General features: G+C 71.5%; 18 protein-coding genes and 1 riboswitch. Of the genes, 7 read left to right on the forward strand and 11 right to left on the reverse strand.

All coding sequences use genetic code 11. The features are described 5' to 3' along the window. Nucleotides 1-49 precede the first annotated feature (49 nt). From metE to ABZX65_RS01570, 4 genes are all read right to left on the reverse strand, one after another. Complete coding sequence (metE, locus tag ABZX65_RS01555) at nt 50-2,359, reverse strand: 5-methyltetrahydropteroyltriglutamate--homocysteine S-methyltransferase (RefSeq protein ID WP_355333155.1); 2,310 nt, start codon at nt 2,357-2,359, stop codon at nt 50-52. 164 nt (nt 2,360-2,523) lie between these two features. Beyond that, a riboswitch (cobalamin riboswitch) is annotated at nt 2,524-2,727 on the reverse strand. A 159-nt stretch (nt 2,728-2,886) separates the two neighbouring features. Next, nucleotides 2,887-3,732 (reverse strand): undecaprenyl-diphosphate phosphatase, encoded by an 846-nt coding sequence (locus ABZX65_RS01560; protein WP_355333158.1) that lies wholly within the window; start codon nt 3,730-3,732, stop codon nt 2,887-2,889. A 169-nt stretch (nt 3,733-3,901) separates the two neighbouring features. Next, a complete protein-coding gene (locus tag ABZX65_RS01565; protein ID WP_188283548.1) occupies nt 3,902-4,477 on the reverse strand; it encodes a TerD family protein in 576 nt (191 codons plus the stop codon). 152 nt (nt 4,478-4,629) lie between these two features. Then, entirely contained in the window at nt 4,630-6,288 is a 1,659-nt protein-coding gene (locus tag ABZX65_RS01570) for an LCP family protein (RefSeq protein ID WP_355333160.1), read from the reverse strand. Nucleotides 6,289-6,494: 206 nt separating this feature from the next. On the opposite strand from ABZX65_RS01570, the gene ABZX65_RS01575 reads away from it, so the two are divergent. After that, nucleotides 6,495-6,746 carry a hypothetical protein gene (locus tag ABZX65_RS01575; protein ID WP_355333162.1) on the forward strand — a complete coding sequence of 84 codons (252 nt, stop codon included), beginning with the start codon at nt 6,495-6,497 and terminating at the stop codon, nt 6,744-6,746. Between the two features lie 62 nt (nt 6,747-6,808). Here the strand turns inward: ABZX65_RS01575 and tatA are convergent, their stop codons facing one another. Then, nucleotides 6,809-7,087, reverse strand: a complete 279-nt coding sequence (gene tatA, locus ABZX65_RS01580) for a Sec-independent protein translocase subunit TatA (RefSeq protein WP_355333165.1) — start codon at nt 7,085-7,087, stop codon at nt 6,809-6,811. 181 nt (nt 7,088-7,268) lie between these two features. Between tatA and ABZX65_RS01585 the strand changes: the two genes are divergently transcribed. Then, on the forward strand, nt 7,269-7,706 hold the full coding sequence (locus tag ABZX65_RS01585) for a Sec-independent protein translocase TatB (protein ID WP_355333167.1): 438 nt from the start codon (nt 7,269-7,271) through the stop codon (nt 7,704-7,706). A gap of 42 nt (nt 7,707-7,748) precedes the next feature. Here ABZX65_RS01585 and ABZX65_RS01590 read toward each other — a convergent pair whose 3' ends face one another. Beyond that, complete coding sequence (locus ABZX65_RS01590) at nt 7,749-8,519, reverse strand: hypothetical protein (protein ID WP_355333169.1); 771 nt, start codon at nt 8,517-8,519, stop codon at nt 7,749-7,751. Between the two features lie 195 nt (nt 8,520-8,714). On the opposite strand from ABZX65_RS01590, the gene ABZX65_RS01595 reads away from it, so the two are divergent. After that, the gene (locus ABZX65_RS01595; RefSeq protein ID WP_317452846.1) at nt 8,715-9,065 is read left to right on the forward strand and encodes a metalloregulator ArsR/SmtB family transcription factor; all 351 of its coding nucleotides are present in this window, start codon (nt 8,715-8,717) and stop codon (nt 9,063-9,065) included. A gap of 33 nt (nt 9,066-9,098) precedes the next feature. Here the strand turns inward: ABZX65_RS01595 and ABZX65_RS01600 are convergent, their stop codons facing one another. Both ABZX65_RS01600 and ABZX65_RS01605 read right to left on the reverse strand, forming a co-directional pair. Next, entirely contained in the window at nt 9,099-10,388 is a 1,290-nt protein-coding gene (locus tag ABZX65_RS01600; RefSeq protein WP_355333171.1) for a cation:proton antiporter, read from the reverse strand. 6 nt (nt 10,389-10,394) lie between these two features. Further along, entirely contained in the window at nt 10,395-10,880 is a 486-nt protein-coding gene (locus ABZX65_RS01605; protein WP_355333174.1) for a TrkA C-terminal domain-containing protein, read from the reverse strand. 729 nt (nt 10,881-11,609) lie between these two features. Here ABZX65_RS01605 and ABZX65_RS01610 point away from each other — a divergent pair. Then, a complete protein-coding gene (locus ABZX65_RS01610; protein WP_355333594.1) occupies nt 11,610-12,863 on the forward strand; it encodes an MFS transporter in 1,254 nt (417 codons plus the stop codon). 66 nt (nt 12,864-12,929) lie between these two features. On the opposite strand, the gene ABZX65_RS01615 is transcribed toward ABZX65_RS01610, so the two are convergent. Next, nucleotides 12,930-14,780, reverse strand: a complete 1,851-nt coding sequence (locus tag ABZX65_RS01615) for an arabinofuranosidase catalytic domain-containing protein (protein ID WP_355333176.1) — start codon at nt 14,778-14,780, stop codon at nt 12,930-12,932. A gap of 398 nt (nt 14,781-15,178) precedes the next feature. Between ABZX65_RS01615 and ABZX65_RS01620 the strand changes: the two genes are divergently transcribed. Beyond that, entirely contained in the window at nt 15,179-16,702 is a 1,524-nt protein-coding gene (locus ABZX65_RS01620) for an FAD-dependent oxidoreductase (RefSeq protein ID WP_355333596.1), read from the forward strand. A gap of 120 nt (nt 16,703-16,822) precedes the next feature. Here ABZX65_RS01620 and ABZX65_RS01625 read toward each other — a convergent pair whose 3' ends face one another. After that, nucleotides 16,823-17,065, reverse strand: a complete 243-nt coding sequence (locus ABZX65_RS01625) for a hypothetical protein (protein ID WP_355333178.1) — start codon at nt 17,063-17,065, stop codon at nt 16,823-16,825. Between the two features lie 88 nt (nt 17,066-17,153). On the opposite strand from ABZX65_RS01625, the gene ABZX65_RS01630 reads away from it, so the two are divergent. Beyond that, on the forward strand, nt 17,154-17,915 hold the full coding sequence (locus ABZX65_RS01630; RefSeq protein WP_355333180.1) for a GntR family transcriptional regulator: 762 nt from the start codon (nt 17,154-17,156) through the stop codon (nt 17,913-17,915). A 158-nt stretch (nt 17,916-18,073) separates the two neighbouring features. Here the strand turns inward: ABZX65_RS01630 and ABZX65_RS01635 are convergent, their stop codons facing one another. Then, the gene (locus ABZX65_RS01635; protein WP_355333182.1) at nt 18,074-19,531 is read right to left on the reverse strand and encodes a UbiD family decarboxylase; all 1,458 of its coding nucleotides are present in this window, start codon (nt 19,529-19,531) and stop codon (nt 18,074-18,076) included. Nucleotides 19,532-19,983: 452 nt separating this feature from the next. Between ABZX65_RS01635 and ABZX65_RS01640 the strand changes: the two genes are divergently transcribed. Continuing rightward, nucleotides 19,984-22,002, forward strand: coding sequence for an NPCBM/NEW2 domain-containing protein (locus tag ABZX65_RS01640; protein ID WP_355333185.1), 2,019 nt, complete (start codon nt 19,984-19,986; stop codon nt 22,000-22,002). Nucleotides 22,003-22,051: the final 49 nt, after the last annotated feature.

The following is a 22,051-nucleotide window of genomic DNA, read 5'->3' on the forward strand; positions in this document are numbered from 1 at the left end:
CGTCCCTCCCGGCCGTCGCGACCGCGTCACGCGGCCGTCGGCCGGAGCCTCACAGCTCGGCGCGCACCGTACGGGCCGCCGCCACCAGATTCTCCAGCGACGCCTTCGTCTCGGGCCAGCCGCGGGTCTTCAGGCCGCAGTCGGGGTTGACCCACAGCCGCTCGGCGGGGATGGCGAGCAGGCCCTCGCGCAGCAGCGAGGCCGCCTCCGCCGCGTCGGGCACCCGCGGCGAGTGGATGTCGTACACGCCGGGTCCCGCCTCGCGCGGGTAGCCGTGCGCGGCCAGTTCGGTGGCGACCTGCATGTGGGAGCGGGCGGCCTCCAGGCTGATGACGTCGGCGTCGAGGTCGTCGATGGCCTGGACGATGTCGCCGAACTCGGCGTAGCACATGTGGGTGTGGATCTGGGTGCCGGGAGCGACGGCGCCGGTGGTGAGCCGGAACGCCTCGGTGGCCCAGTCCAGGTACGCGGGCCGGTCGGCGGCGCGCAGCGGCAGGGTCTCGCGCAGCGCGGGCTCGTCGACCTGGATCACGCAGGTGCCCGCGGCCTCGAGGTCGGTGACCTCGTCGCGCAGGGCGAGCGCGACCTGCCGCGCGGTGTCGCCGAGCGGCTGGTCGTCGCGGACGAAGGACCAGGCCAGCATGGTGACGGGACCGGTGAGCATGCCCTTGACCGGGCGGTCGGTGAGCGACTGGGCGTACGACGTCCAGCGCACCGTCATCGGCTCCGGCCGGGAGATGTCCCCGGCCAGGACCGGCGGGCGCACGTACCGGGTGCCGTAGGACTGCACCCAGCCGTGCCGGGTGGCGAGGTAGCCGGTGAGCTGCTCGGCGAAGTACTGCACCATGTCGTTGCGTTCGGGTTCGCCGTGCACGAGCACGTCGAGGCCGGTCTTCTCCTGGAAGGAGACGACCTCGCCGATCTCGGCCCTGATCCGCTCCTCGTACCCCGCGGTGTCGATCCGGCCGGCCCGCAGGTCGGCGCGGGCGGCGCGCAGGTCGTCGGTCTGCGGGAACGAGCCGATGGTGGTGGTCGGCAGCAGCGGCAGGCCGAGCCGGGCGCGCTGGGCGGCGGCGCGCTCGGTGTACGGCTGGGAGCGGCGCCCGTCGGCGTCGGTGACGGCCGCGCTCCTGGCGCGTACGGCCGGGTCGCGGGTGATCGGGGAGGCGGCGCGGGAGGCGAGGGCGGCGCGGTTGGCGGCGATCTCGGCGGCGATGGTGTCGGTGCCCTCGGCCAGGCCCTTGGCGAGCGTCACGATCTCGCTTGTCTTCTGCGCGGCGAAGGCGAGCCAGCCCAGAATCCGGGGGTCGATGTCGCGTTCGGGCGCGGTGTCGAGCGGGACGTGCAGCAGCGAGCAGGACGCGGCCACGTCGACGCGGTCGGCGAAGCCGAGGAGGGTGGCGAGGGTGGCCAGCGACTTCTCGTAGTCGTTGATCCAGATGTTGCGGCCGTTGACGACGCCCGCGACGAGCCGCTTGCCCGGCAGTCCGCCGACGGCGGCGAGGCCGTCCAGATTCGCGGCGGCGGCGTCGGTGAAGTCCAGCGCCAGGCCCTCGACCGGGGCCTTGGCCAGGACGGGCAGCGCCTCGCCGAGCCGGTCGAAGTACGAGGCGACCAGCAGCTTCGGCCGGTCGGTGAGGCCGCCGAGGTCGCGGTAGGCGCGGGCGACGGCGTTCAGTTCGGCCGGGGTGCGGTCCTGGACGAGCGCGGGCTCGTCGAGCTGCGCCCAGGTGGCGCCCGCGGCGCGCAGGTCGGCGAGGACTTCGGCGAAGACGGGCAGCAGCCGGTCGAGCAGCGTCAGCGGCTCGAAGTCGGCGGCGACGCCGGGGGCGGGCTTGGCGAGCAGCAGATACGTGACCGGGCCGACCAGGACGGGCCGGGCGGTGTGGCCGAGCGCGGCGGCTTCCTTGAACTCGGCGACCTGCTTGGCGGAGTCGGCGGTGAAGACGGTGTCGGGGCCCAGTTCGGGGACCAGGTAGTGGTAGTTCGTGTCGAACCACTTGGTCATCTCCAGCGGCGCCACCTCCTGCGTGCCGCGGGCCATCGCGAAGTAGCCGTCGAGCGCGTCCGCGGTGACGGCCGACCGGTGCCTCGGGGGGACGGCGCCGACCATGACACTGGTGTCCAGCATGTGGTCGTAGTACGAGAAGTCGCCGGTCGGCACCTCGTGGACGCCCGCCTCGGCCAGCTTCCGCCAGGTCGAGCGGCGCAGGTCAGCCGCGGTCTCCCGGAGGGCGTCGGCGGTGACGCGGCCCTTCCAGTAGCCCTCGACGGCCTTCTTCAGTTCACGGTTCTCACCCTGGCGGGGGTAGCCGTACACGGTGGCCCGTGCTGCCGCGGCTGCGGACTTCGCTGTCACGGAAATCTCCTTCGCGAGATGACTCCTGGCCTCCCGGCGACGGGACGCGAGCGCGAAAGGGAGGTGACAGACCCGACGGACCCACAGTGCCCCGCAATGGCACCGGTCCGTCCGATATGCACGCCGACCCGCCCACGAGGTCACCGGGATATCCGTACGCGAACGGTCGCGTACGGGCGACGGGCAGGTCTTCGGACTCGCGGGCACGTCCGCCTGAGGCGGACACCTACTGGCCGTCGCTTCCCAGGTCCGGTACGTCGGACCCAGTGCGTATGACGGCGGTCGTTCCCACTCACCGCTGCGGGGCAGTCCCGGATTCGCACCGGGTTCCCTCTTACGACGCGACCGCCTGGCTGACGGACGCGAACCTGTCGCACCGGCCAGGCTAGAGCGCGGACCACGCTCCGGTCACGTCGGACCACATTCCGGACGGCGGCCCCGGCCCTGAACCGGTCCTGGCCCTGCCATGACGCGGCCCTGGCCCGGTCCTGACCCAGCCCTGACCCGGTCCTGGCCCGGTGCGCGCTCTAGCCGGAGGTGGCGCCCGCGCCCGCCGCGACCGCGCCCGTCGCCACCAGCGCGATGATGACCACGCCGAGCAGCACCCGGTAGATCACGAACGGCGTGAAGCTGCGGTGGGAGATGTACTTCAGGAACCAGGCGATGGCCGCGTAGCCGACCGCGAAGGCGATGACCGTCGCCAGCATCGTCGGGCCCCAGGCGGGCGCCGGGCCGCTGCCGAGCTTGAACAGCTCCAGGCCGCCGGAGGCCAGCACGGCGGGGATGGCCAGCAGGAACGAGTAGCGCGCGGCGGCCTCGCGGCTGTAGCCGAGGAACAGTCCGGCGCTGATGGTGCCGCCGGAGCGGGAGACGCCGGGGATCAGGGCGAGCGACTGCGCCAGGCCGTACCAGAGGGAGTGCCGGAAGGTCAGCTCGGTGATCGGCTTGGGGCGGCGCACGGCGCGGGTGCGGTCGGCGACCGCCAGGACGAGTCCGAACAGGATCAGGACGGTGCCGGTGATCCGCAGGTCGCGCAGGCCGTTCTCGATGGTGTGCTGGAATGCCGCGCCCAGGACGGCGATCGGGACCGTACCGACGATCACGAACCAGCCCATCCGCGCGTCGTGGTCCTTGCGGCGCTCGGGGTGGAACAGCGACGCGGTCCACGCCTTGACGATGGTGGCGATGTCGCGCCGGAAGTAGATCAGCACGGCGGTCTCCGTGCCCAGTTGGGTGACCGCGGTGAAGGCCGCTCCGGGGTCGTCCCATCCGGCGAGGACGGAGACCACGCGTATGTGCGCGCTCGACGACACCGGCAGGAATTCGGTCAGACCCTGCACAAGGCCCAGGACAGCGGCGGTGAACCAGGACACGGCGGGGTGCTCCGGGGAGAGTTCGAGGGGAGGGTGGGTGAAGCGGGCGACGGCGTGCGGAGTCCGGGCCGGGGCCGCCCGAAGAGAATGCGGGCGGCCCCGGCCCGGCCGAGGACGTCAGCGGCCGACGCGGCGGCCGGCGTCAGAGGTGGTGACGCCGGCACCCACGTCAGATGTTGACGCCGAAGTCGGTGGCGATGCCCGCCAGGCCCGAGGCGTACCCCTGGCCGATGGCGCGGAACTTCCACTCCGCGCCGTTGCGGTACAGCTCTCCGAAGACCATAGCCGTCTCGGTCGAGGCGTCCTCGGTCAGGTCGTACCTGGCCAGCTCCCGCCCGTCGGCCTGGTTCACGATCCGGATGAACGCGTTGCGCACCTGGCCGAAGCTCTGGCCGCGCTTCTCGGCGTCGTAGATCGACACGGGGAAGACGACCTTGTCAACCTGCGGGGGCACGGTGGCGAGGCTGACCTTGATCTGCTCGTCGTCGCCGTCGCCGCCACCGGTCAGATTGTCGCCGCTGTGCACCACGGAGCCGTCGGGGCTGCCGAGGTTGTTGAAGAACACGAAGTGCTGGTCGCTGAGGACCTTCCCGCCCACGTCGCACAGCAGCGCGGACGCGTCCAGGTCGTAGTCGGCGCCCGTGGTGGTCCGTACGTCCCACCCCAGGCCGACGGTGACCGCGGTGAGTCCGGGAGCTTCCTTGCTCAAAGAGACATTGCCGCCCTTGGACAGAGTCACGCCCACGAAATTACCTCCGGTTGCTTGGGGGTTGTCGGTAGTCGGTTGTCGATCGCCGGTATGTCGTCGTCCGCGCGCGTCTGCCAGGTCAACGGCGTGCGCGCCACGACAGTTCCACGGTTGCGTAACAGCTTAAGCGTTACGGGTGTGTGCGCGGGTCAGTCGTCCGAGTCGGGCTTGGAACGGGCGGCGGCGTACGCCTGGGTCGGCGTCATCGGGACCCGGTTGATCTGGACGGTCCGGTAGCGGCTGACCTTGGCGCAGGTGTCGGAGTCGTCGGCGGTCTGGGCGTGGGAGTTGCCCAGCGCCACCTTGGTGTCGGCGGGCGGCGCGGAGGACTTGCCGCCGGGGAAGGTGGTGCCGCTCGGCCAGTCCGCCCCGATCACGAGGGTGAGCCCGGCGACGGCGCCCTCCTTGAGGTGGGACGTCGCGATGCCGAGCGTACGGGCGACGGTCCCCGCCTCGGACCGCTGGCCGGGGCCGTAGGTCAGGGTCGTGGTGGCGGCGGGCGCCGGGGCGTTGCCGCCCGCAGTGGCCGGGTTGAAGCCCTTGCCGGTCAGGGTGTCGACGATCTCGGACGCGCGGCCCCCGATGCCGGTGCCGTTGCGCACCCGCACGGTGATCGCCGAGGCGGGGACGGACGTCGCGGTCGGGCTCGCCGACGCGGTCGCCGAGGCCGCGGCGGACGTGCCGCCCGAGGCGGTGGTCAGCGACTGGTCGTTGGCGATGGTGGCGAACAGCGTCTTCGCGCCGGGTCCGACCACCACCCGGTTGGGGTCGGTCGGGTCGGGCCCGGTCTGCATGGTGGTGAAGGTGATCCGCTTGGACGGGACCTTGTCGAGGTCGGAGGCCAGGCCGACCAGCTTGCTGATGCTGCCGAGGCCGGTGTCGACGGTCAGCGCCTTGGTCGCCGCGTTGGCGAGCTTGTAGACGGCCGCCGGGTTGGTGAGGGTGCCCGCGCTCTTGAACTTGCGGATCAGCGAGCTGAGGTAGATGTGCTGCGCGTACGTACGGCCGAGGTCGCTGCCGTCGCCGAAGCCGTGCCGCGAGCGGAGGAATTCCAGCGCCCCGACGCCCTTGAGGGTGTGGGTGCCCCGGGAGAGCTTCAGATGCGAGTAGGTGTCGTACACGTCGGCGTCCACACAGACCGACACCCCGCCCACGGCGTCGGACATGCTGACGACGCCGGAGAAGTCGACCTGGATGAAGTGGTCGATCGGAATTCCGGTCAACTTGTGGACGGTGGCCACCTGGCACGCCTGGCCGTACGTCAAGGCGCTGTTGATCATGCCGTGGTAGCCGGGGGTGGACGCGCCGGTCTTGGGATTCTCGCAGGCGGGCACGTCGGTGAGGGTGTCGCGCGGGATGCTCATCACGGTGGCGTTGGAGCGGTCGGCGGAGATGTGCACGACCATCTCGACATCGGCGTTGCCCCCGGTCTGGACGCCGGTCTTGGCGCAGCCGCCGCCCAGTTTGCAGTCGGCCTCGGTGGTCCGGCCGTCGCTGCCCATCACCAGGATGTTGATCGGCGTGCGCCCGAAGGCGTCGGCCTTCTCCTGGCCCGCGCTGTCCTTGCCCGCGCCGTCGGTCAGGGACACGCTGGTGATGTTGCCGTTGAGGTGCTGGTAGAGCCAGTAGCCCCCGCCCGCGGTGACCAGCAGGAGCACGGCCAGGGATATGCCGCCGATCTTCAGGAACCGCCGGCCCCGGCCGGCCTGCCTGGCGCGCCTGCCCCCGCGGCCCGACGGCCGGGACCGCCCGCTCTCGGCGCGAGCGGCCGCCCGCGCCGCGGCCCGGCCGCTCCAGGGCTCGGTCATCTCCCGTGCTCCCTCTCCCGGGCGGCCCCCGTGGGGTGGTGCGGCCGGATTCGGCGGGTGAAGCGGCGCTTCACCCAAGGCTTCATGGTTGCGCAACGCGGCAAGGGTAAATCATGGCTCTGTGGGGTATCCGTGAGCGTCGCACCCGCGACCGGCTTCCCCACCGGACACAGTTCCTGGTTTACGCAACCTTTAAAGTGTCTGCTATGCCAGAAACGCTACGACGAACCGGAAGGACACCTGTGGCCTGGGAGTGGGCGCATCTCGACGGAGGCCCGGCGGACGGCATGCGGGTACGGGTGACAGGCCCGCCCCGCGTGCTCCAAGTCACATCCGGATGCCAGGCGGAGGACGAGGCCGACGGCGACGGGCGGGGGCTGCGCGTCGAGGCGCTGTACGTCTACCGCCTCAAGCACGGTCAGCCACTGCACTACGGCTGGGACCACGCCAGCCCCTGATGTCGTACGGGCCCGCGCCCCGGATCACGCGGGCCCGCGGCACGCCGCGGGAGGGAGGTCAGTCAGTCCCGCGGCGCGCGTTCGGGTTCGCGCACAGGGCGCGCGCCGACGGTCTCGCCGGGCGCGGACTTGACCGTACGGACCGCGGGGTCCGCGCTCGTCCCGGCCGTCGCCGCGCCAGGACCGGGGTCGTCCTTCAACGCCTTGGTCTCGCTCTTGAGGATGCGGAGCGACTTGCCCAGCGCCCGCGCGGAGTCCGGCAGCCGCTTGGAGCCGAACAGCACGATGACCACGAGCGCCACCACCAGCAGGTGCCAGGGCTCCAGTCCGTTTCTGAGCATCAACGTCTCCGCTTCCACATGCGTCGGTCCGCCGTTGCCGGACGGCGATGTGCCGCCCGGACCCCAACAGTTGCTACATTGCGCAATTATGAGAGTAGCGGTACCGAGGCGCAATGCCCGCACGGGCCCCCGTCCGGACCGTCCCCGCCCGTGCGCGCACCCTTCTCGGAGGTGACCGAAGGTGATCTTCGACATCGGCCCGCTCAAGCTGCTGACGCTGCTCGTCCTGGCCACACTGGTCTTCGGCGACAAACTGCCCGACATGATCACGCGGGCGAGAGACCTCATCCGCGCGGTGCGCTCCTTCGCGGACGACGCCAAGGAGGATGTGCGGCGCGAACTCGGCCCGGAGTTCAAGGACTTCGAATTCGAGGACATGAACCCGCGGACGTTCATCGCCAAGAATCTGCTCGGCGACGACGACGCGCTCGGCCTGCGCGAGATCCGCGACAGCCTGCGACTGGACGGCGAGGCCGAGGAGTTGCGCGAGGCGGCGCGGACGCTCAGCGACGGCGTGGACCTCACGAAACCGTCCGCCGCGCCGGTCGCCGCGCGGGCGGCCGACAGGTCCGAGCCGGTCGCGTACCAGCCCGTCGCGTACGACACCGAGGCCACGTAGGACGGGCGCCGGGATCAAGCGCCTTGGCGGGTCAGGCCGTTGTCACCGCTCGCCGTCGTTCGGGCTGCTGAAGCCGGGGCTGCTGTAGCCGAGCCGGGGCCGCTGTCGCACCAGGCTCACGCCGTCGCCCGAGCTGAAGCCCGGGCTGCTGTAGCCCAGGCGCGGCCGTTGGCGTACCAGGTCGACGCCGACCGGCGGCGGGCCGACCGCGCGGGGAGCGGCGGCCCCCGCCTCGCGCGCCAACCGGTCGAGCAGATACGGCAGTACGCCCCGCACCAGCAGCGCCTGCCGCCATGCCTCGTGGGCCTCGGCCACGTCCCGGCTCTCGCGCGTGACCGCGCCGTCGCGCCGGGCGGTCAGCGCCAGTCCGGCCAGGCCGATCAGCAGGCTGACGCCGAAGACCGCCGCGCACAGGAAGCCGATGTCGATCAGCGGGGCGCTGATTCCCGCGCCGCTCGCGACGGCCCTGATCCCGTACCCCAGCACCAGGAAGATCGCCGCCGCGATACCGCTCAGCATCGGGACCAGGACGGCCAGGGTGGCGAGGACGCCGGGGCCGCCGACCGCGCGCACGACCGGGCGGACCCGGCCGCGGGAGTGCGCGCGCAGGCCGGTGTACCGCTCGTACTCGGGCGCCGCGGTGGCACCGATGGCGTCGGCGTCGGCCAGGGCGGCCGTCCGCAACTGCTCGGTGTTGGGCGCGCCCGGCAGGGCGCGGAGCGCGAGCCGGACGCGCTCGCCGCGCAGCGCCTGATCGAGAACCTGGGCGAAGTCAGCCCGGTAGATGTCGTCCGGCCGCTTGCCGCTGTCCATCATCCCCGCCCCGGCGTGTGTCGACGCGCGGCACGTCACCTTGTCTGCCCGCGCGTACGCATCAGGATAATCTTCCCAGTTGCATGATTGCATAATTACGCAACTGACTGAGAGTATCATGCCAGCGGCGCGGACCGCGGGCGCCGCATGCGTACTCTGGTGCTCGGAAAAGCCGCTGCGGTCAGGGAGGTTCACGTGACGAGGTCTGCCGCGGAGTTCGGCGACCCCAGCCCGGAGTTGTTCCAGAACGCCGCCGCTTCCTTCGGCTTGCTGGCGTCGACCATGCGACTCCAGATCGTCTGGATCCTGTCCGAGGGCGACTGCGACGTCACGGGGCTGGCCGAGCGGGTCGGCGCGACCCTGCCCGCGGTCAGCCAGCACCTGGCCAAGCTCAAGCTCGCCGGGCTCGTGCACTCACGGCGCGAGGGCCGACGGCAGGTCTATCTGGTGGACGATCCCGATGTCGTCACGGTGGTGCGGGTGATGGTCAGTCAGCTCGACCGCCGCTCCGCCCCCTCGCGTGACGTCCGCGGGCTGGGGGCCTGACAGGCCACGCCCCGGCCCCCTGCCGCGCGGAGGTCACGTACGGCTGGGCGCCGGATCGGCATCCGCGTCCACGTCGATCTCCACCGGCTCGACCGGCTCGACCGACTCGACCGGCTCCACCGACTTGACCAACTCGACCGCGGGAGCGGCGGGCGCGGGTTCCGGGCGGCGGATGGCCCCGGTGAGTTTGCGGGCGATGGGCTCGGTCCAGCGGGCGGTGAGCGGGCCGAGGACGACCAGGATCAGCACATACGCGGTGGCCAGCGGCCCGATCCGGGGCTCGACACCGACCGCGAGTCCCGCGATGACGATGGAGAACTCGCCGCGCGCGACCAGCGTGCCGCCCGCCCGCCACCGTCCGGCGGGCCGGATTCCGGCCCTGCGCGCCGCGTACCAGCCGGTGGCGATCTTGGTGAGGGTCGTGACGACGGCCAGGATCAGCGCGGGGACCAGGACCGGCGGGATGTCGGCGGGGATGGTGCTCAGGCCGAAGAAGACGAAGAAGACCGCCGCGAACAGGTCCCGCAGCGGGGTCAGGAGATTGCGGGCGCCTTCGGCGACCTCACCGGAGAGCGCGATGCCGACCAGGAAGGCGCCGACGGCGGCGGAGACCTGGAGCTGTTGCGCGACACCGGCCACCAGCAGGGTCAGGCCGAGCACGACCAGCAGCAGCATCTCGGGATTGTCGGAGGAGACGGCGCGGCTGATCAGCCGCCCGTGGCGCAGCGCCACGTACAGGACGATCCCGACCGTGCCGAGCGAGATCAGCAGAGTGAGGGTGCCGCCCGCGAGACTCACGCCCGCCAGCAGGGCGCTCAGGATCGGCAGATAGACCGCCATCGAGAGGTCTTCGAGGACCAGCACACCCAGAATGAGCGGGGTCTCACGGTTGCCGAGGCGGCCGAGGTCGCCGAGGACCTTGGCGATCACACCCGAGGAGGAGATCCACGTCACTCCGGCGAGCGCGACGGCCGCGACCGGACCCCAGCCGAGGAGGATCGCGGCGGCGGCGCCCGGCAATGCGTTGAGGACGAAGTCGACCGCGCCGGACGGATATTGGGTCTTGAGATTGGTGACGAGTTCCGAGGCACTGTATTCCAGACCCAGGAGGAGAAGCAGCAATACGACACCGATCTCGGCGCCGGTCGCGACGAATTCCTCGCTGGCCTGGAGCGGGATCAGTCCGCCTTTGCCGAAGGCGAGTCCCGCGAGCAGGTAGAGCGGGATCGGCGAGAAGCCGACACGTCCCGCGAGGCGGCCGAGGATGCCCAGGGCGAGGATGATCGCTCCGAGTTCGATGAGCATGTCGGTCGTGTTGTGCACAGGTTTCTATCCTCCTGTGATCAGTTCGGCGACGGCGCCGACGCCTTCGCGGGTGCCGACGACCACGAGGGTGTCGCCGACGGCGAAGCGGAAGTCGGGGGTGGGCGAGGGCACGGCGGAGGTGCGGCGGAGCACGGCGACGATCGAGGCGCCGGTACGGGTGCGTACCTGCGTGTCGCCGAGCGTGCGGCCCGCGTACGGCGAGCGTTTGCTCACGGTGATGTGTTCGGTGACCAGGTCGATCTCAAGGTGTTGTTGCAGGTGGCCGACGGGGTCGGGGGTCAGCAGGTCGGCCAGCGCGGACGCCTCGTGGGGCGCGAGCGCGGTCGCGTCCTTGCAGGCGTCGTCGTCCTCGGGGTCATGGAACGCCAGGAACCGCCTGCCGTCCTGGTGCACGACCACCGACAGGTGGCGGCCGGACTCGGTCGTCATGTCATAGCGGGCCCCGACTCCCGGCAGCGGGGTCTTTCGGGCGCGGGCGGTTGGTTCCATGAACGTGCTCCATCGGGACGCGGGTGCGTGAGTGCCGGTCGCGGACGCCAGCATGCGCGTCACCCGGCAGAGTTCTGTGCCGGGTGACGACGCGCGTTATGCGGTGGCGTGCCGCAGCGCTCCTGCCACAGCGCCCGGCGTGGGAGCCGGACGCTGTCAGCAGTAAGGCGCGGAAAGGGGGTCCGTATCAGGTACGGCGTCCCGAGGCGCGTTCTCGACACGCGCGACCCGGGGAAAATACGGCGATGCCGTGGGGAGGACTTCCGACATGGTCGCGGATGCGCCTACGACGAGGACATCCCGTTCCATGACGTATCCTCCTCGGCTCACCTCTGCGACATATGTAAAGCGCTGGTCAAGACTCTAGCGCATAATAAATGCCGCAAATCCCACATGAGTGGATATAACACCCCATGCGGATCTCTCATGGCCGGGAATTCACCTGGGCGTCACAGGGCGGGTCGGACCGCCGCGACGCGCCCCGACCTGCCGGTACGCCGGGTCCGGCCGGCCCCGCCAACAATTCGGGTGCGCCCTTCGCCGCCCGGGGGCTAGGGTCCCCGGGGCCCATGACTGAGCGGTTCCGAGGAGACGAAGGGGTGGTCGGCCGTTCCGGCGCGCGCTGACGACGGAGGCGTTCCCGCGAAGGCCGCCGAGCCGCCCGCGGCTCCGGAGACGCCCGGGTCGCAGGGGCCGCAGGGGCCGCCGCGATCGCCGGGACCGCCAGGGCTGTGGCGGGACCGGGATTTCCGCTGGTTATGGGTGGGGCAGACGGTCTCGCAGCTCGGGGAGCACGGGAGCGCGGTGGTCCTGCCGCTGATCGCGGTGCTGCTGCTGGGCGCCGACGGCGGTGAGGTCGGGGTGCTGCGGGCGGTGGGGCAGGCGCCGATACCGCTGCTGTCGCTGTTCGTCGGGGCGTGGGTGGACGGATGGCGGACCCGTACGGTCATGGTGGCGGCGGACTGCGGGCGGGCGCTGGCGCTGGGGGCGGTGGCCGTGGCGTGCCTGCTCGGCGGGCTCGGTCTGCCGGTGCTGCTGGTGGCCGCGTTCGGCGTCGGGGCGCTGTCGGTCTTCTTCGACGTGGCGTATCAGGCGTCTGTCGTACGGCTGTTGGACCGCGACCAACTGGTCAGCGCCAACAGCGCGCTCGAAGGCAGCAGGTCGGCGGCGCAGATCGGCGGCCCGGCGCTCGGCGGTGTGCTGGTGTCGCTGCTGTCGGCGGCGGTCGCGCTCGCGTCCAGCGCGCTGTTCTTCGCGCTGTCGTTCGTGTCGATCCGGCGGATTCGGCGCGGCGAGGCGGTGCCTCGGCGCTCGGGACGTACGCCCGCTGTCCGGCGGCGGATTCGCGAGGGGGTCGGATTCGTCGTCGGTGAACCGTCGTTGCGGGCGGTGTGCCTCGCCTCCGCCGCCTTCCAGTGCGCCTTCGCGGCGACGATGACCGTCTATCTGCTGTTCCTGCCCAGGGAGTTGGGCCTGTCGGGCGCTGTCGTCGGGCTGGTGCTCGCGGCGACGGGGCCCGGCGCGCTGGTGGGTTCGCTGCTGGCGGCCCGGCTGCCGGGCCGGTTCGGCCACGGCCCGGTGCTCGCGTGCGCGGCCGTGCTCGGCGACAGCGTGATGATCGGCGTACCCGCGCTGCACGGCGGCGGCGCGCTGACCGTTCCGGCGCTCGTGGCGGTCAACCTGACGTTCGGCGCGTGCGGTCAGCTGGTCAGTGTGACGCTGATGGCGGTGCGGCAGACCGTCACTCCGGACGAGATGCAGGGCCGCGCGGCGGCGACGATCGGCTTCGTCGGCATGGGGACGGCCCCGCTCGGCTCGCTGCTCGGCGGTCTCCTCGCGGCGCAGTGCGGTCTGCGCACCGGCTTCCTGGTGGCGGCGGCGGGCATGCTGCTCTCCCCGCTGGTGATCTCCCTGTCCCCGCTCGCCCGGCTGGGCCGTACGCTCCCCGTCCGCGGAGCGGCGGACGCGTCGGCCCGGACGTGAGCGCGACGGAGGTGGCGCGGGCACCGGGCCCGCGCCACCTCGGTCACACGTGCGTTGCGCGCTCTGTCAGTTGAGGGTGAACTTCTGCGCGGCGCTGCCGTTGCAGTCGTAGATCTGGAGCCGGGTGCCGTTGGCGCCTGCGCTGTTGGGGTCGTCGAGGCAGCGGCCCGACTGCGGGTTGAGCAGCGAGCCGTCGGCCTGCTGCTGCCAGACCTGGCCGCCGACGCCGTTGCAGTCCCACAGCTCGACCTGCGTGTTGTTCGCCGTGCCGTTGCCGTTGATGTCCAGGCAACGGCCGATCGTGCTCAGCGAGCCGTTGGCGTTGTGGTACCAGTGCTGGTCGGCGGCCCAGGACTGGCAGTCCCAGAGCTGCACGGCGGTGCCGTTGACGCCCGTGTCGTCGGCGGCGACGTCCACGCACTTCCCGGCGGGCGCGGGCACCGGGGCGCCGCCCTTGACGGCGAATTTCTGCGCCGCGCTGCCGTTGCAGTCGTAGATCTGGAGGCGGGTGCCGTTCCCGGTGGCGCCGCTCGGCGAGTCGAGGCAGCGGCCCGACTGCGGGTTGAACAGCGAGCCGTCGGAGCGCTGGATCCACTTCTGGCCGCCGACGCCGTTGCAGTCCCACAGCTCGACCTGCGTGTTGTTGGCCGTCCCGTTGCCGTTGATGTCCAGGCAACGGCCGATCGTACTCAGCGAGTTGTCGGCGTTGTGCGTCCAGTGCTGGTCCTCGGCGTACGTCTGGCAGTCCCAGAGCTGCACGGCCGCGCCGTTGACCCCGGTGTCGTCGGCGGCGACGTCCACGCACTTGCCGCCGGGGCCGGTGATCGTGCCCTGCGGGCCGTTGGGCACATTGGTCTGGCCCGAGTAGCCGACGGAGACGATATTCGCCTGGACGGCGTTCTCGGCGGCGTCGGTCGGATAACCGGCGACCATCACGCCCTCGAAGAAGGTGCCCATGTTGCGGTTGCTGTTGTCACCGCCGGTGCCCAGGATGATGCCGCCCTCCTGGTGCATCGGTTTGTAGCCGCCCCGGGTCGGCAGCGACCCGTTCCACCAGGTCGACAGGCCCCCCGATTGGGAGTCGCCGCCCTTGATGGCGTACGTCGTCTGCCCGTTGTTCTTCAGCACCGCCGTGACGTAGGCGCTCTTGTTGCCCGCGTTGGCCGTGTTGGAACCGTTGTCGCCCTGGAACATGCCGTTCTCCATGTCGGCCTCGACCCAGGGGCCCGAGCCGTTGCACGGCGCGAAGTAGCAGGTGGTGGCGATGCTCACGGCGTCCATGTGGCCGTTGCCGGTGTCGGACGGCGTGCTCTCGGCGTTGCCGTAGTCGAAGCAGCAGTCGGAGCCGACGTGGGTGCCGCTGGCGACCATGTAGACGCCCTCGGGCTGGCCGTTGACGGGGACGCCGGAGGCCGCGCCGGTGTAGCGGTAGCCGACGCCCGGCGAGATCCAGATGCCGTACACCTTGTGGCCGCCCGCGTGCACCGCGATCTCGCTCGCGTCCGCCCCTCGGTCCACGCCGCCTGCCGTGCCCGCGGGGCCCGGCAGCAGGTCGTTGTGGCGCGAGGTCTGGTCGTAGACCTTGGAGATGCGGCAGGTGGTGTTGGCACAGAAGACGTCCTGCTGCTCGGCGTTGGCGTAACCGCCCGTGGCCAGCAGCCCGATGTCGGCCTTGCCGCCGTCCGAGGCGCGCGTGACCTGGTACAGCGGGCCGTTGTACGCGGAGAACAGGGCGCGGGTGGTGCTGTGCGCGGCGACGCAGGGGGTGCCCGCCGCGCCGTAGAGGTCACAGGGCAGCGAACCGGCGGCCTGCGCGGTGCCCGGCAGGCTGATGAAGGCGCTGAAGACCAGGCCGAGGGTGGCCACGACCGAGGTCAGCAGGGCTTTCCAGCGGGCGGTGTATCTCCTTTTGCGCATGCGGTGCTCCTTGGGGTGGGGGGTGGAGCGGAGACGAGCGGTGCCTGCGGGGACGGGCGGCCCGAGCCGGGCGTGGGGGCCCGGATCGAACGCCTGGGGGACGTGACGGGTGCGGGAGGGACGTGAAGGACACGCGGGGTCGACCGGCTCGGAAAGTACGCCCCCTGTTCGACCCCGTCAATATTTGTTGCTTTCTTTGGCTTCGGCCGGGCACGACCTGTCCGAATCTGTGGCCCGGCGAGGAGTGCATTACCTCTGTGACACAAGTCAACTGACGTGGTGTAACACGCCGCTGCGAGAGTTCCCCGCGCCATGAGCGAAAGGGGACATGACAGATGACACCGTTCAATCGCCGTGACTTCCTGCGCGCCGTCGGGGCCACCGGCGGCGCGGGAGCGATGCTGGCCACGATGGGTGCGCTGGGTCTGGCGCCCGGCGCGGAGGCGGCCACGCGCGGGGCGCCGTACCGCGCGCCGCGGCCGGGCGACTTCCACCTCACCGGCCGCGCCGCCGCCAAGGTCGTCGTGCTCGGCGGCGGCATCGCCGGACTGACGACCGCCTACGAACTGGGCAAGGCGGGCTACGACTGTACGGTCCTGGAGGCCCGCGACCGGCCCGGCGGCCGCAACTTCACCGTACGCGGCGGCGACACCACCACCGACCTGTACGGCAACCGGCAGACCGCCCGCTTCTCCGACGGCCAGTACATGAACGCCGGTCCCGCGCGGATCGCCCAGTGGATGGTCACGCTCGACTACTGCCGTGAACTCGGCGTGCCCATCGAGGTGTTCACCAACGTCAACGCCGACACCTACCTCTACAACGAGTCGGCCGGAATGACCGAGCCCATGCGTTACCGCAGCGCCAAGGCCGATGTGCTGGGCTACGTCAGCGAGTTGCTGGCCAAGGCCACCGACCAGGGCGCGCTGGACAAGGACCTGACCGCCGCCGACCAGGAGAAGCTGGTCGAATTCCTCAAGGACTACGGCGCGATCGGCAACACCCTCGACTACAGCGGCGGTTCGCGGCGCGGCTACTCGGCCTGGCCGGGCGCCGCGGGCACACCGGGCGTGGTGGCGGGCGACGTGCCGACCGCCTCCGAGATCTTCGCGACCGGCGTCGGCCGCTACTTCGCCTTCGAGTTCGAGTTCGACCAGGCGATGCTGATGTTCCAGCCGGTCGGCGGCATGGACCGGATACCCCACGCGCTGGCCGCCGCGGTCGGCACGCGCAGGGTGCGGACGGGCTGCGCGGTCACGAAGGTCACCGACACCGCGCACGGCGTCACCGTCACGTACACCCAGGGGGGCAGGACGCGCACGGTCGACGCGGACTTCTGCGTCGCCGCCATGCCGCCGAACATCCTCGCCAAGGTGCCGCACAATCTGGGCGCGGGCGTGCAGTCGGCACTTGAGGCCATCACCCCGTCCTCGGCGGGCAAGATCGGCCTGGAGTACGCCTCGCGCTGGTGGGAGACCGACCACCGGATCTACGGCGGGATCACCGAGACCGACCTCGACGTCACCCACATCTGGCACCCGTCCTACGGCTTCCACGGCAGGCGCGGTCTGCTGATCGGCTACTACAACACCGGTTCCAAGGCCGACTCCTACGCGGCGCTGAGCCCCAAGGCCCGCGAGGCGCGGGCGGTCGCCGCGGGCGTGAAGATCTACGGCGAGAAGTACCGTACGGAGCTGGCCACGTCCTTCTCGCACCACTGGCGGCAGTTCCCGTACCAGGAGGCCGCCTGGCACAGCACGCCCGGCGGCCCGGACGCCGCCCGCTACCAGCCGCTCAACGAGCCGACCGGGCATGTGTACTTCGCCGGTGACTGGCTCAGCTACATGGACGCCTGGCAGCACGGCGCCTTCACCTCCGCGCGCAAGGCGGTGACGGCGCTGCACCGGCGGGTCCTGGCCTGACGCACCGGGTCGGCCGCGAGCCGACGGGGGCGGTACGGGAGGGTACGGGGGCCGGGGCCGGTCTCAGCCCGAGGGCCTGGGCTCAGGCCGCAGGGGCGGTCTCAGCCCGCGGGACCGGTCTCAGGCCGCGGGGCGGTGGGTGTCGCCGCTCAGCCCGGTCAGCGGCAACCCCGTACCGCCCCAACGGCACGTGACGAACCCGGCGGCCACGGGCACCGCCGTCTCCTCCGGGGTGCGGGCCCCGAGGTCGACGGCCTCACCCGCGTCGAGCGGCCCGCGGATGACGGCCGCGGCGTACGGCGTGCCGCCGGCTCCGGTGATTCCGACGACCCGTGCCACCCGTGGTGTGATGTGGTGATCCATGACAGACCCTTCCATGAGTCGCGAGGAGGGCCCGCGAAGTGCCGGGAGAACCCGCGGGCGTGGGCGGGCGGCCGTGAGCGGAGAGGCGGTGGGTGACGCGATGGCGGTCAACGGGGAGGGCCGGGACGCCCCGCGTGCGTCCGGACCGCCGCTGACGGCCGGTGAGCGGGAGATCCTGCGGGTGCTGCGCCGGTCGGAGGACCTGGACAGCGTGGCGGCCCGCATCCTGGTCTCGGTCGGCAGCGCGATCATCGAGGGCCGGCTGAAGCCGGGCGACGACCTCAACTCCGTGGAACTCGCCCGGCAGTTCAGCAGCAGCCGGACCCCGGTGCGCGAGGCGTTGCAGACCCTGGAGCGCGAGGGCCTGGTCGAGATCGCGGCCCGCAAGCGCCCCCGCGTGCGCCGCCTGGGCCTCACCGAGGTCCGGGAGATCTACGAGCTGCGGTCCGAGCTGTACGGGCTGGTGAGCCGCCGGATCATCGCCCACCGCACGGCCGGTGAGATCGAGGTCTTCGACGGCGTTCAGGCCCGTCTCGAGGAGGCCGCGGCGGCCGGGGACCTGGAGCGGTACTTCTGGCTGATCGTGGACTTCCGCAACACCGAGGCGCGGCTGGCCGGGAACGAGACCGTGCGCGCCGTCCTCGACTCGGTCGGCATCAGGACCCTGCATCTGCGTCACCTCAGCCTCTCCCTGCCCGGCCGCCTCGACACGTCGGTGGAGGACCACCGCAGGCTGGTCCGCGCGTACGCCGACGGCGAGGCGGAACTGGCCGTCGCGCTCACACGGTCCATCGTTCTGCGCGGTCTGGCGGCGGTGGAGCGCTCGGGGTGGACGGGCTCCCCGGACTGACCCGCCGGTCGACATCAGCGGGCCTGCGCGTCGCGGGCGCTCCTGGACCGCGCGGCCCCGCCGGGGGCGTCCGCCGCGGTGCGGGCCCGGTCGAGGGCGACCGCTTCGGGGCGGCGGCCACCGCGATCTCGTCGGCGATCCTGTCGACGGCCGGGCTGTCACCTGGCACCGCCCAGGATGTCCGGCCAGCGGCGTATCACGTGGTCGACCAGTTCCCTGCTGGCCTCCGCGACCCGCGGGAAGTCCTTGAGCCGGGTCCAGGGGCGGCAGGCGTCGATCACGGCGCGGGTGTTGAACGGCGGCAGGCCGGGTGCGCGCAGCGGGTCGACCCTGCTCCCCCACGTCTGCCGCATCGTCTCGATGTCGTCGGCGGGGTCGGTGCGGGTGCAGACCGCCCACATCACGTCGTTGAGGCTGCGCGGGTCGACGTCGGCGTCCACGACGACCACGAATTTGTTCATGTACGCGGCCTGCGGGAGCTGCGAGGTGAGGTAGCCCGCCTGCCGGGCGTGACCCGCGTAGTTCTGGTGGATCGACACCGCGAGCAACTGCCGTCCGCCGCCGACCTCGTGGGCCCAGACGCCCTCGACGCCGGGCAGTCCTGACCGCACCAGCGCGTCCTGGATCATCGCGGACTTCATCACGCTGCGCATGTAGGAGTAGTCGTGCGGCGGCTTGCCGGGAGGGGCGCCGAGCAGGATCGGGTCGTGGCGGTGGTAGATCCGCTCGACGTCCATGGTGAGCACGGCCTCGGTGCCGCCGCTGTAGTAGCCGGTCCACTCGCCGAACGGCCCTTCCTGCTCCCGGCGTTCGGGATACAGCCAGCCCTCGACGGCTATTTCGGCGGTCGCGGGGATCGGCAGCCCGGTGACCTCGCCGCGGATCACCTCGACGGGGCGGCCCAACACGGCCCCGGCGTACTCCAGTTCCGACAGTCCTGTGGGCACCTCGGTGCCCGCGACGACCAGCAGCAGCGGGTCGTGGCCGAGCGAGGCGGTGACCGGCGCCCGGCCCTCGCGGGCGAACCACTCGCGGACGTGCGCGGCGCCGTGCTTGCCCGCCTCCATGTTGATGCTCGCCGCCCGCCCGCCGTTCTGCACCTGCATGCGGTACGCGCCCGCGTTGAGGACGCCGGTGGCCGGGTCGGTGGTGAAGACGGCGCAGCCGGTGCCGATGTACCGGCCGCCGTCGTTCTCGTGCCATTTCGGCACGGGGAAGGCGAGCAGGTCGGCGTCGGCCGCGGTGATCACGTTCTCGGTGACGGGGCCCCGGTCGACGGCCTCGACGGGGTACTTCCCGGCGTTCTCCACCCACTCGTTGGGGCGGGTGCGCAGCGCCTCGACCAGACCGCGGTCGTCCAGGTCGGTGCCGAGCCGCAGGGTCATGCCGAGCCTGCGGGCGTTGGCCATGCTGGCGGTGAGCACTCGCTGGCCGGGCCGGTAGCCCTCGATGTCGTCGAAGAGCAGCGCGGGCGGCGAGGGGCGTTTGTAGTTGACCTCGGACGCGGCGCCGATCTCCTTGTCCCAGTGCGCGCCGGAGAGGGTGCGGACCTCACCGAGTTCCCCGGCCAGTTCGAGCCAGGTCCGCAGGTCATTGACGTCGTCGAGGGACCTCACGCCACTCGCCTCCCGTTCTCTCATGTGTGTCGCGACGCGATGAAGGTCGAAGAAGCCGCAAGAGTAGTCCGCGAGTTGTACGTCGCCGGTGCCGCTGCGCCCGCGGATGCCCGGGTCCCTCCTCGTCGAGGTGAGGGAGCACCGCGTTTCCCCTGAAGTGTCGACACTCGACCACGGGACCCGATTGAAGCAGGGGGGATACCCCCTGTCCAGGGGCCAGCGATCCGTACCCCCACCCCGTTGAGTGTCGACACTTCTGGTGAATCTGACCGAAGTCTTGTCATGGCCCCGCACGGCTCCTAACGTGTCGCCGCGAAGAAATTTGCTCGACTCTGTTCAGTTCCGTTGAGTCAAAGCGTCGAAATGCCAGCGATCCGCACACGATCAGTCCCACGGCGCGCATCCGCGGACCTCCGGTCCGCCTCGCCCACCCCGCGAGCAGAGGATTCTCCATGCCACGACTCGTCCGCAGGCTGCTCGCCTGCGCCACCGCCTGCACCCTGTGGGGCGGCGCCCTCGCGGGCGCGGCCGTCACGGCCGGTGCGGTGGTCACCGCCACCCCCGCCGCCGCACTCGACAACAGCCTCGCCCGTACGCCCCCGATGGGCTTCAACGACTGGAACGCCTTCGGCTGCGACGTCAGCCAGGCCCTGATCGAGCAGACCGCCGACTACCTGGTCAGCTCCGGTCTGAAGAGCGCCGGATACACCTACGTCAACATCGACGACTGCTGGATGACGCACACCCGCGACGCCGACGGCCGCCTGGTCCCCGACCCGGTGAAGTTCCCCGACGGCATCAAGGGCACCGCCGACTACGTGCACGGCAAGGGACTCAAGCTCGGCATCTACGAGGACGCGGGCACGGCGACCTGCGCCGGGTACCCGGGCAGCCTCGGCCACGAGACGACGGACGCGCGGACCTTCGCGGACTGGGGTGTGGACTACCTCAAGTACGACAACTGCAACAACACCAGCGACGGCACCCGCGAGGACTACGTCAGGCGGTACACCGCGATGCGCGACGCGCTGGCCGCCACCGGCCGCCCGATCGTGTACTCGCTGTGCGAGTGGGGCGTGCAGAACCCGTGGGAGTGGGCCGGTGACGTCGGCAACTCGTGGCGCACCACGGGCGACATCAGCGACAACTGGACGAGCATGCTGTCCATCGCCGAGGACAACATGCCGCTGGCGCCGTACGCGGGCCCCGGCCGCTGGAACGACCCCGACATGCTGGAGGTCGGCAACGGCGGCATGACCGACACCGAGTACCGCACGCACTTCTCGCTCTGGTCGATGATGAACTCGCCGCTGCTGATCGGCACCGACCTGCGCAAGGCGACCCCGCAGACCCTGTCGATCCTCGGCAACAAGGACGTCATCGCCCTCGACCAGGACCCGCTCGGCAGCCAGGCCGCCGTGGTCTCCTCCGACGGCGGCCGGTACGTGCTCAGCAAGAAGCTGGCAGGCGGCGAGCGGGCGGTGGCCCTGTTCAACTCGGGCGACCAGGCGCAGCGGATCTCCACCACCGCGCGGGCCGCGGGACTGCCCAAGCGCGGCAACTACTCGGTGCGCGACCTGTGGTCGCACACCGACTACCAGAGCGCGGGCGGCCTGTCCGCGACCGTGCCCGCGCACGGCACCGTCCTGCTGCGGGTCGGCACCGATCCCCGCGCGGTCCTCGCGCCGCCGCTGTTCGACACCGGGGTCACCGGGCCCGACCACATCGAGCCGGGCCACAGCGCGACCGTGTCCACGTACGCCACCGACCTCGGCTCGCTGCCCGCCGCGACGGTGAAGGTGCGGCTGACCGGCCCCGACGGCTGGACGGTCCGCGCGACCGGCGCCACCGGCAGCCTGCTGCTGCCCGGCGGCCAGACCCTCATCACACCGTGGACGGTCACCGTGCCCGCCGACGCGCGGCCGGGCGCGTATCCGGTCACCGGCACGGTCAGCTACCGCGATCTGGTCAACGGCCGTACCGTCACGGTGCCGTTGGTCGGCAGCGTCGCCGTCAAGGTGCCGCCGCCCGCGGGGACCAGCTACCTCAGCGACCTGCCCTGGACGACGTCGAGCAACGGGTGGGGGCCGGTCGAACGCGACCGCAGCAACGGTGAGACCGGGGCGGACGACGGCAGTCCGATCACACTCGGCGGCACCGTCTACGCCAAGGGCCTCGGGGTGCACGCGCCGAGCGACATCGCCTACTACCTCGGCGGCGTCTGCTCCACGGTGACGGCGACGGTCGGCGTGGACGACGAGAAGAACGGCAAGGGCACCGTCCGCTTCACGGTCGTCGCGGACGGCACGACGGTCGCCGACAGCGGCGTGGTCACCAACGCCATGGGCGGCAAGGCGCTCACGGCCGACGTGACCGGCGCGCAGAATGTGCGGCTCGTCGTGGACGACGGCGGCGACGGCAACGACAGCGACCACGCGGACTGGGCGGACGCGAAGCTCATCTGCTCCTGACCGCCCACGACCCGGCGCGGCGGCGCGTATCCCTCCCACGCGCCGCCGC

Origin of the sequence: Streptomyces sp. NPDC003300, assembly GCF_040610915.1 — a bacterium.
Lineage (GTDB): Bacteria > Actinomycetota > Actinomycetes > Streptomycetales > Streptomycetaceae > Actinacidiphila.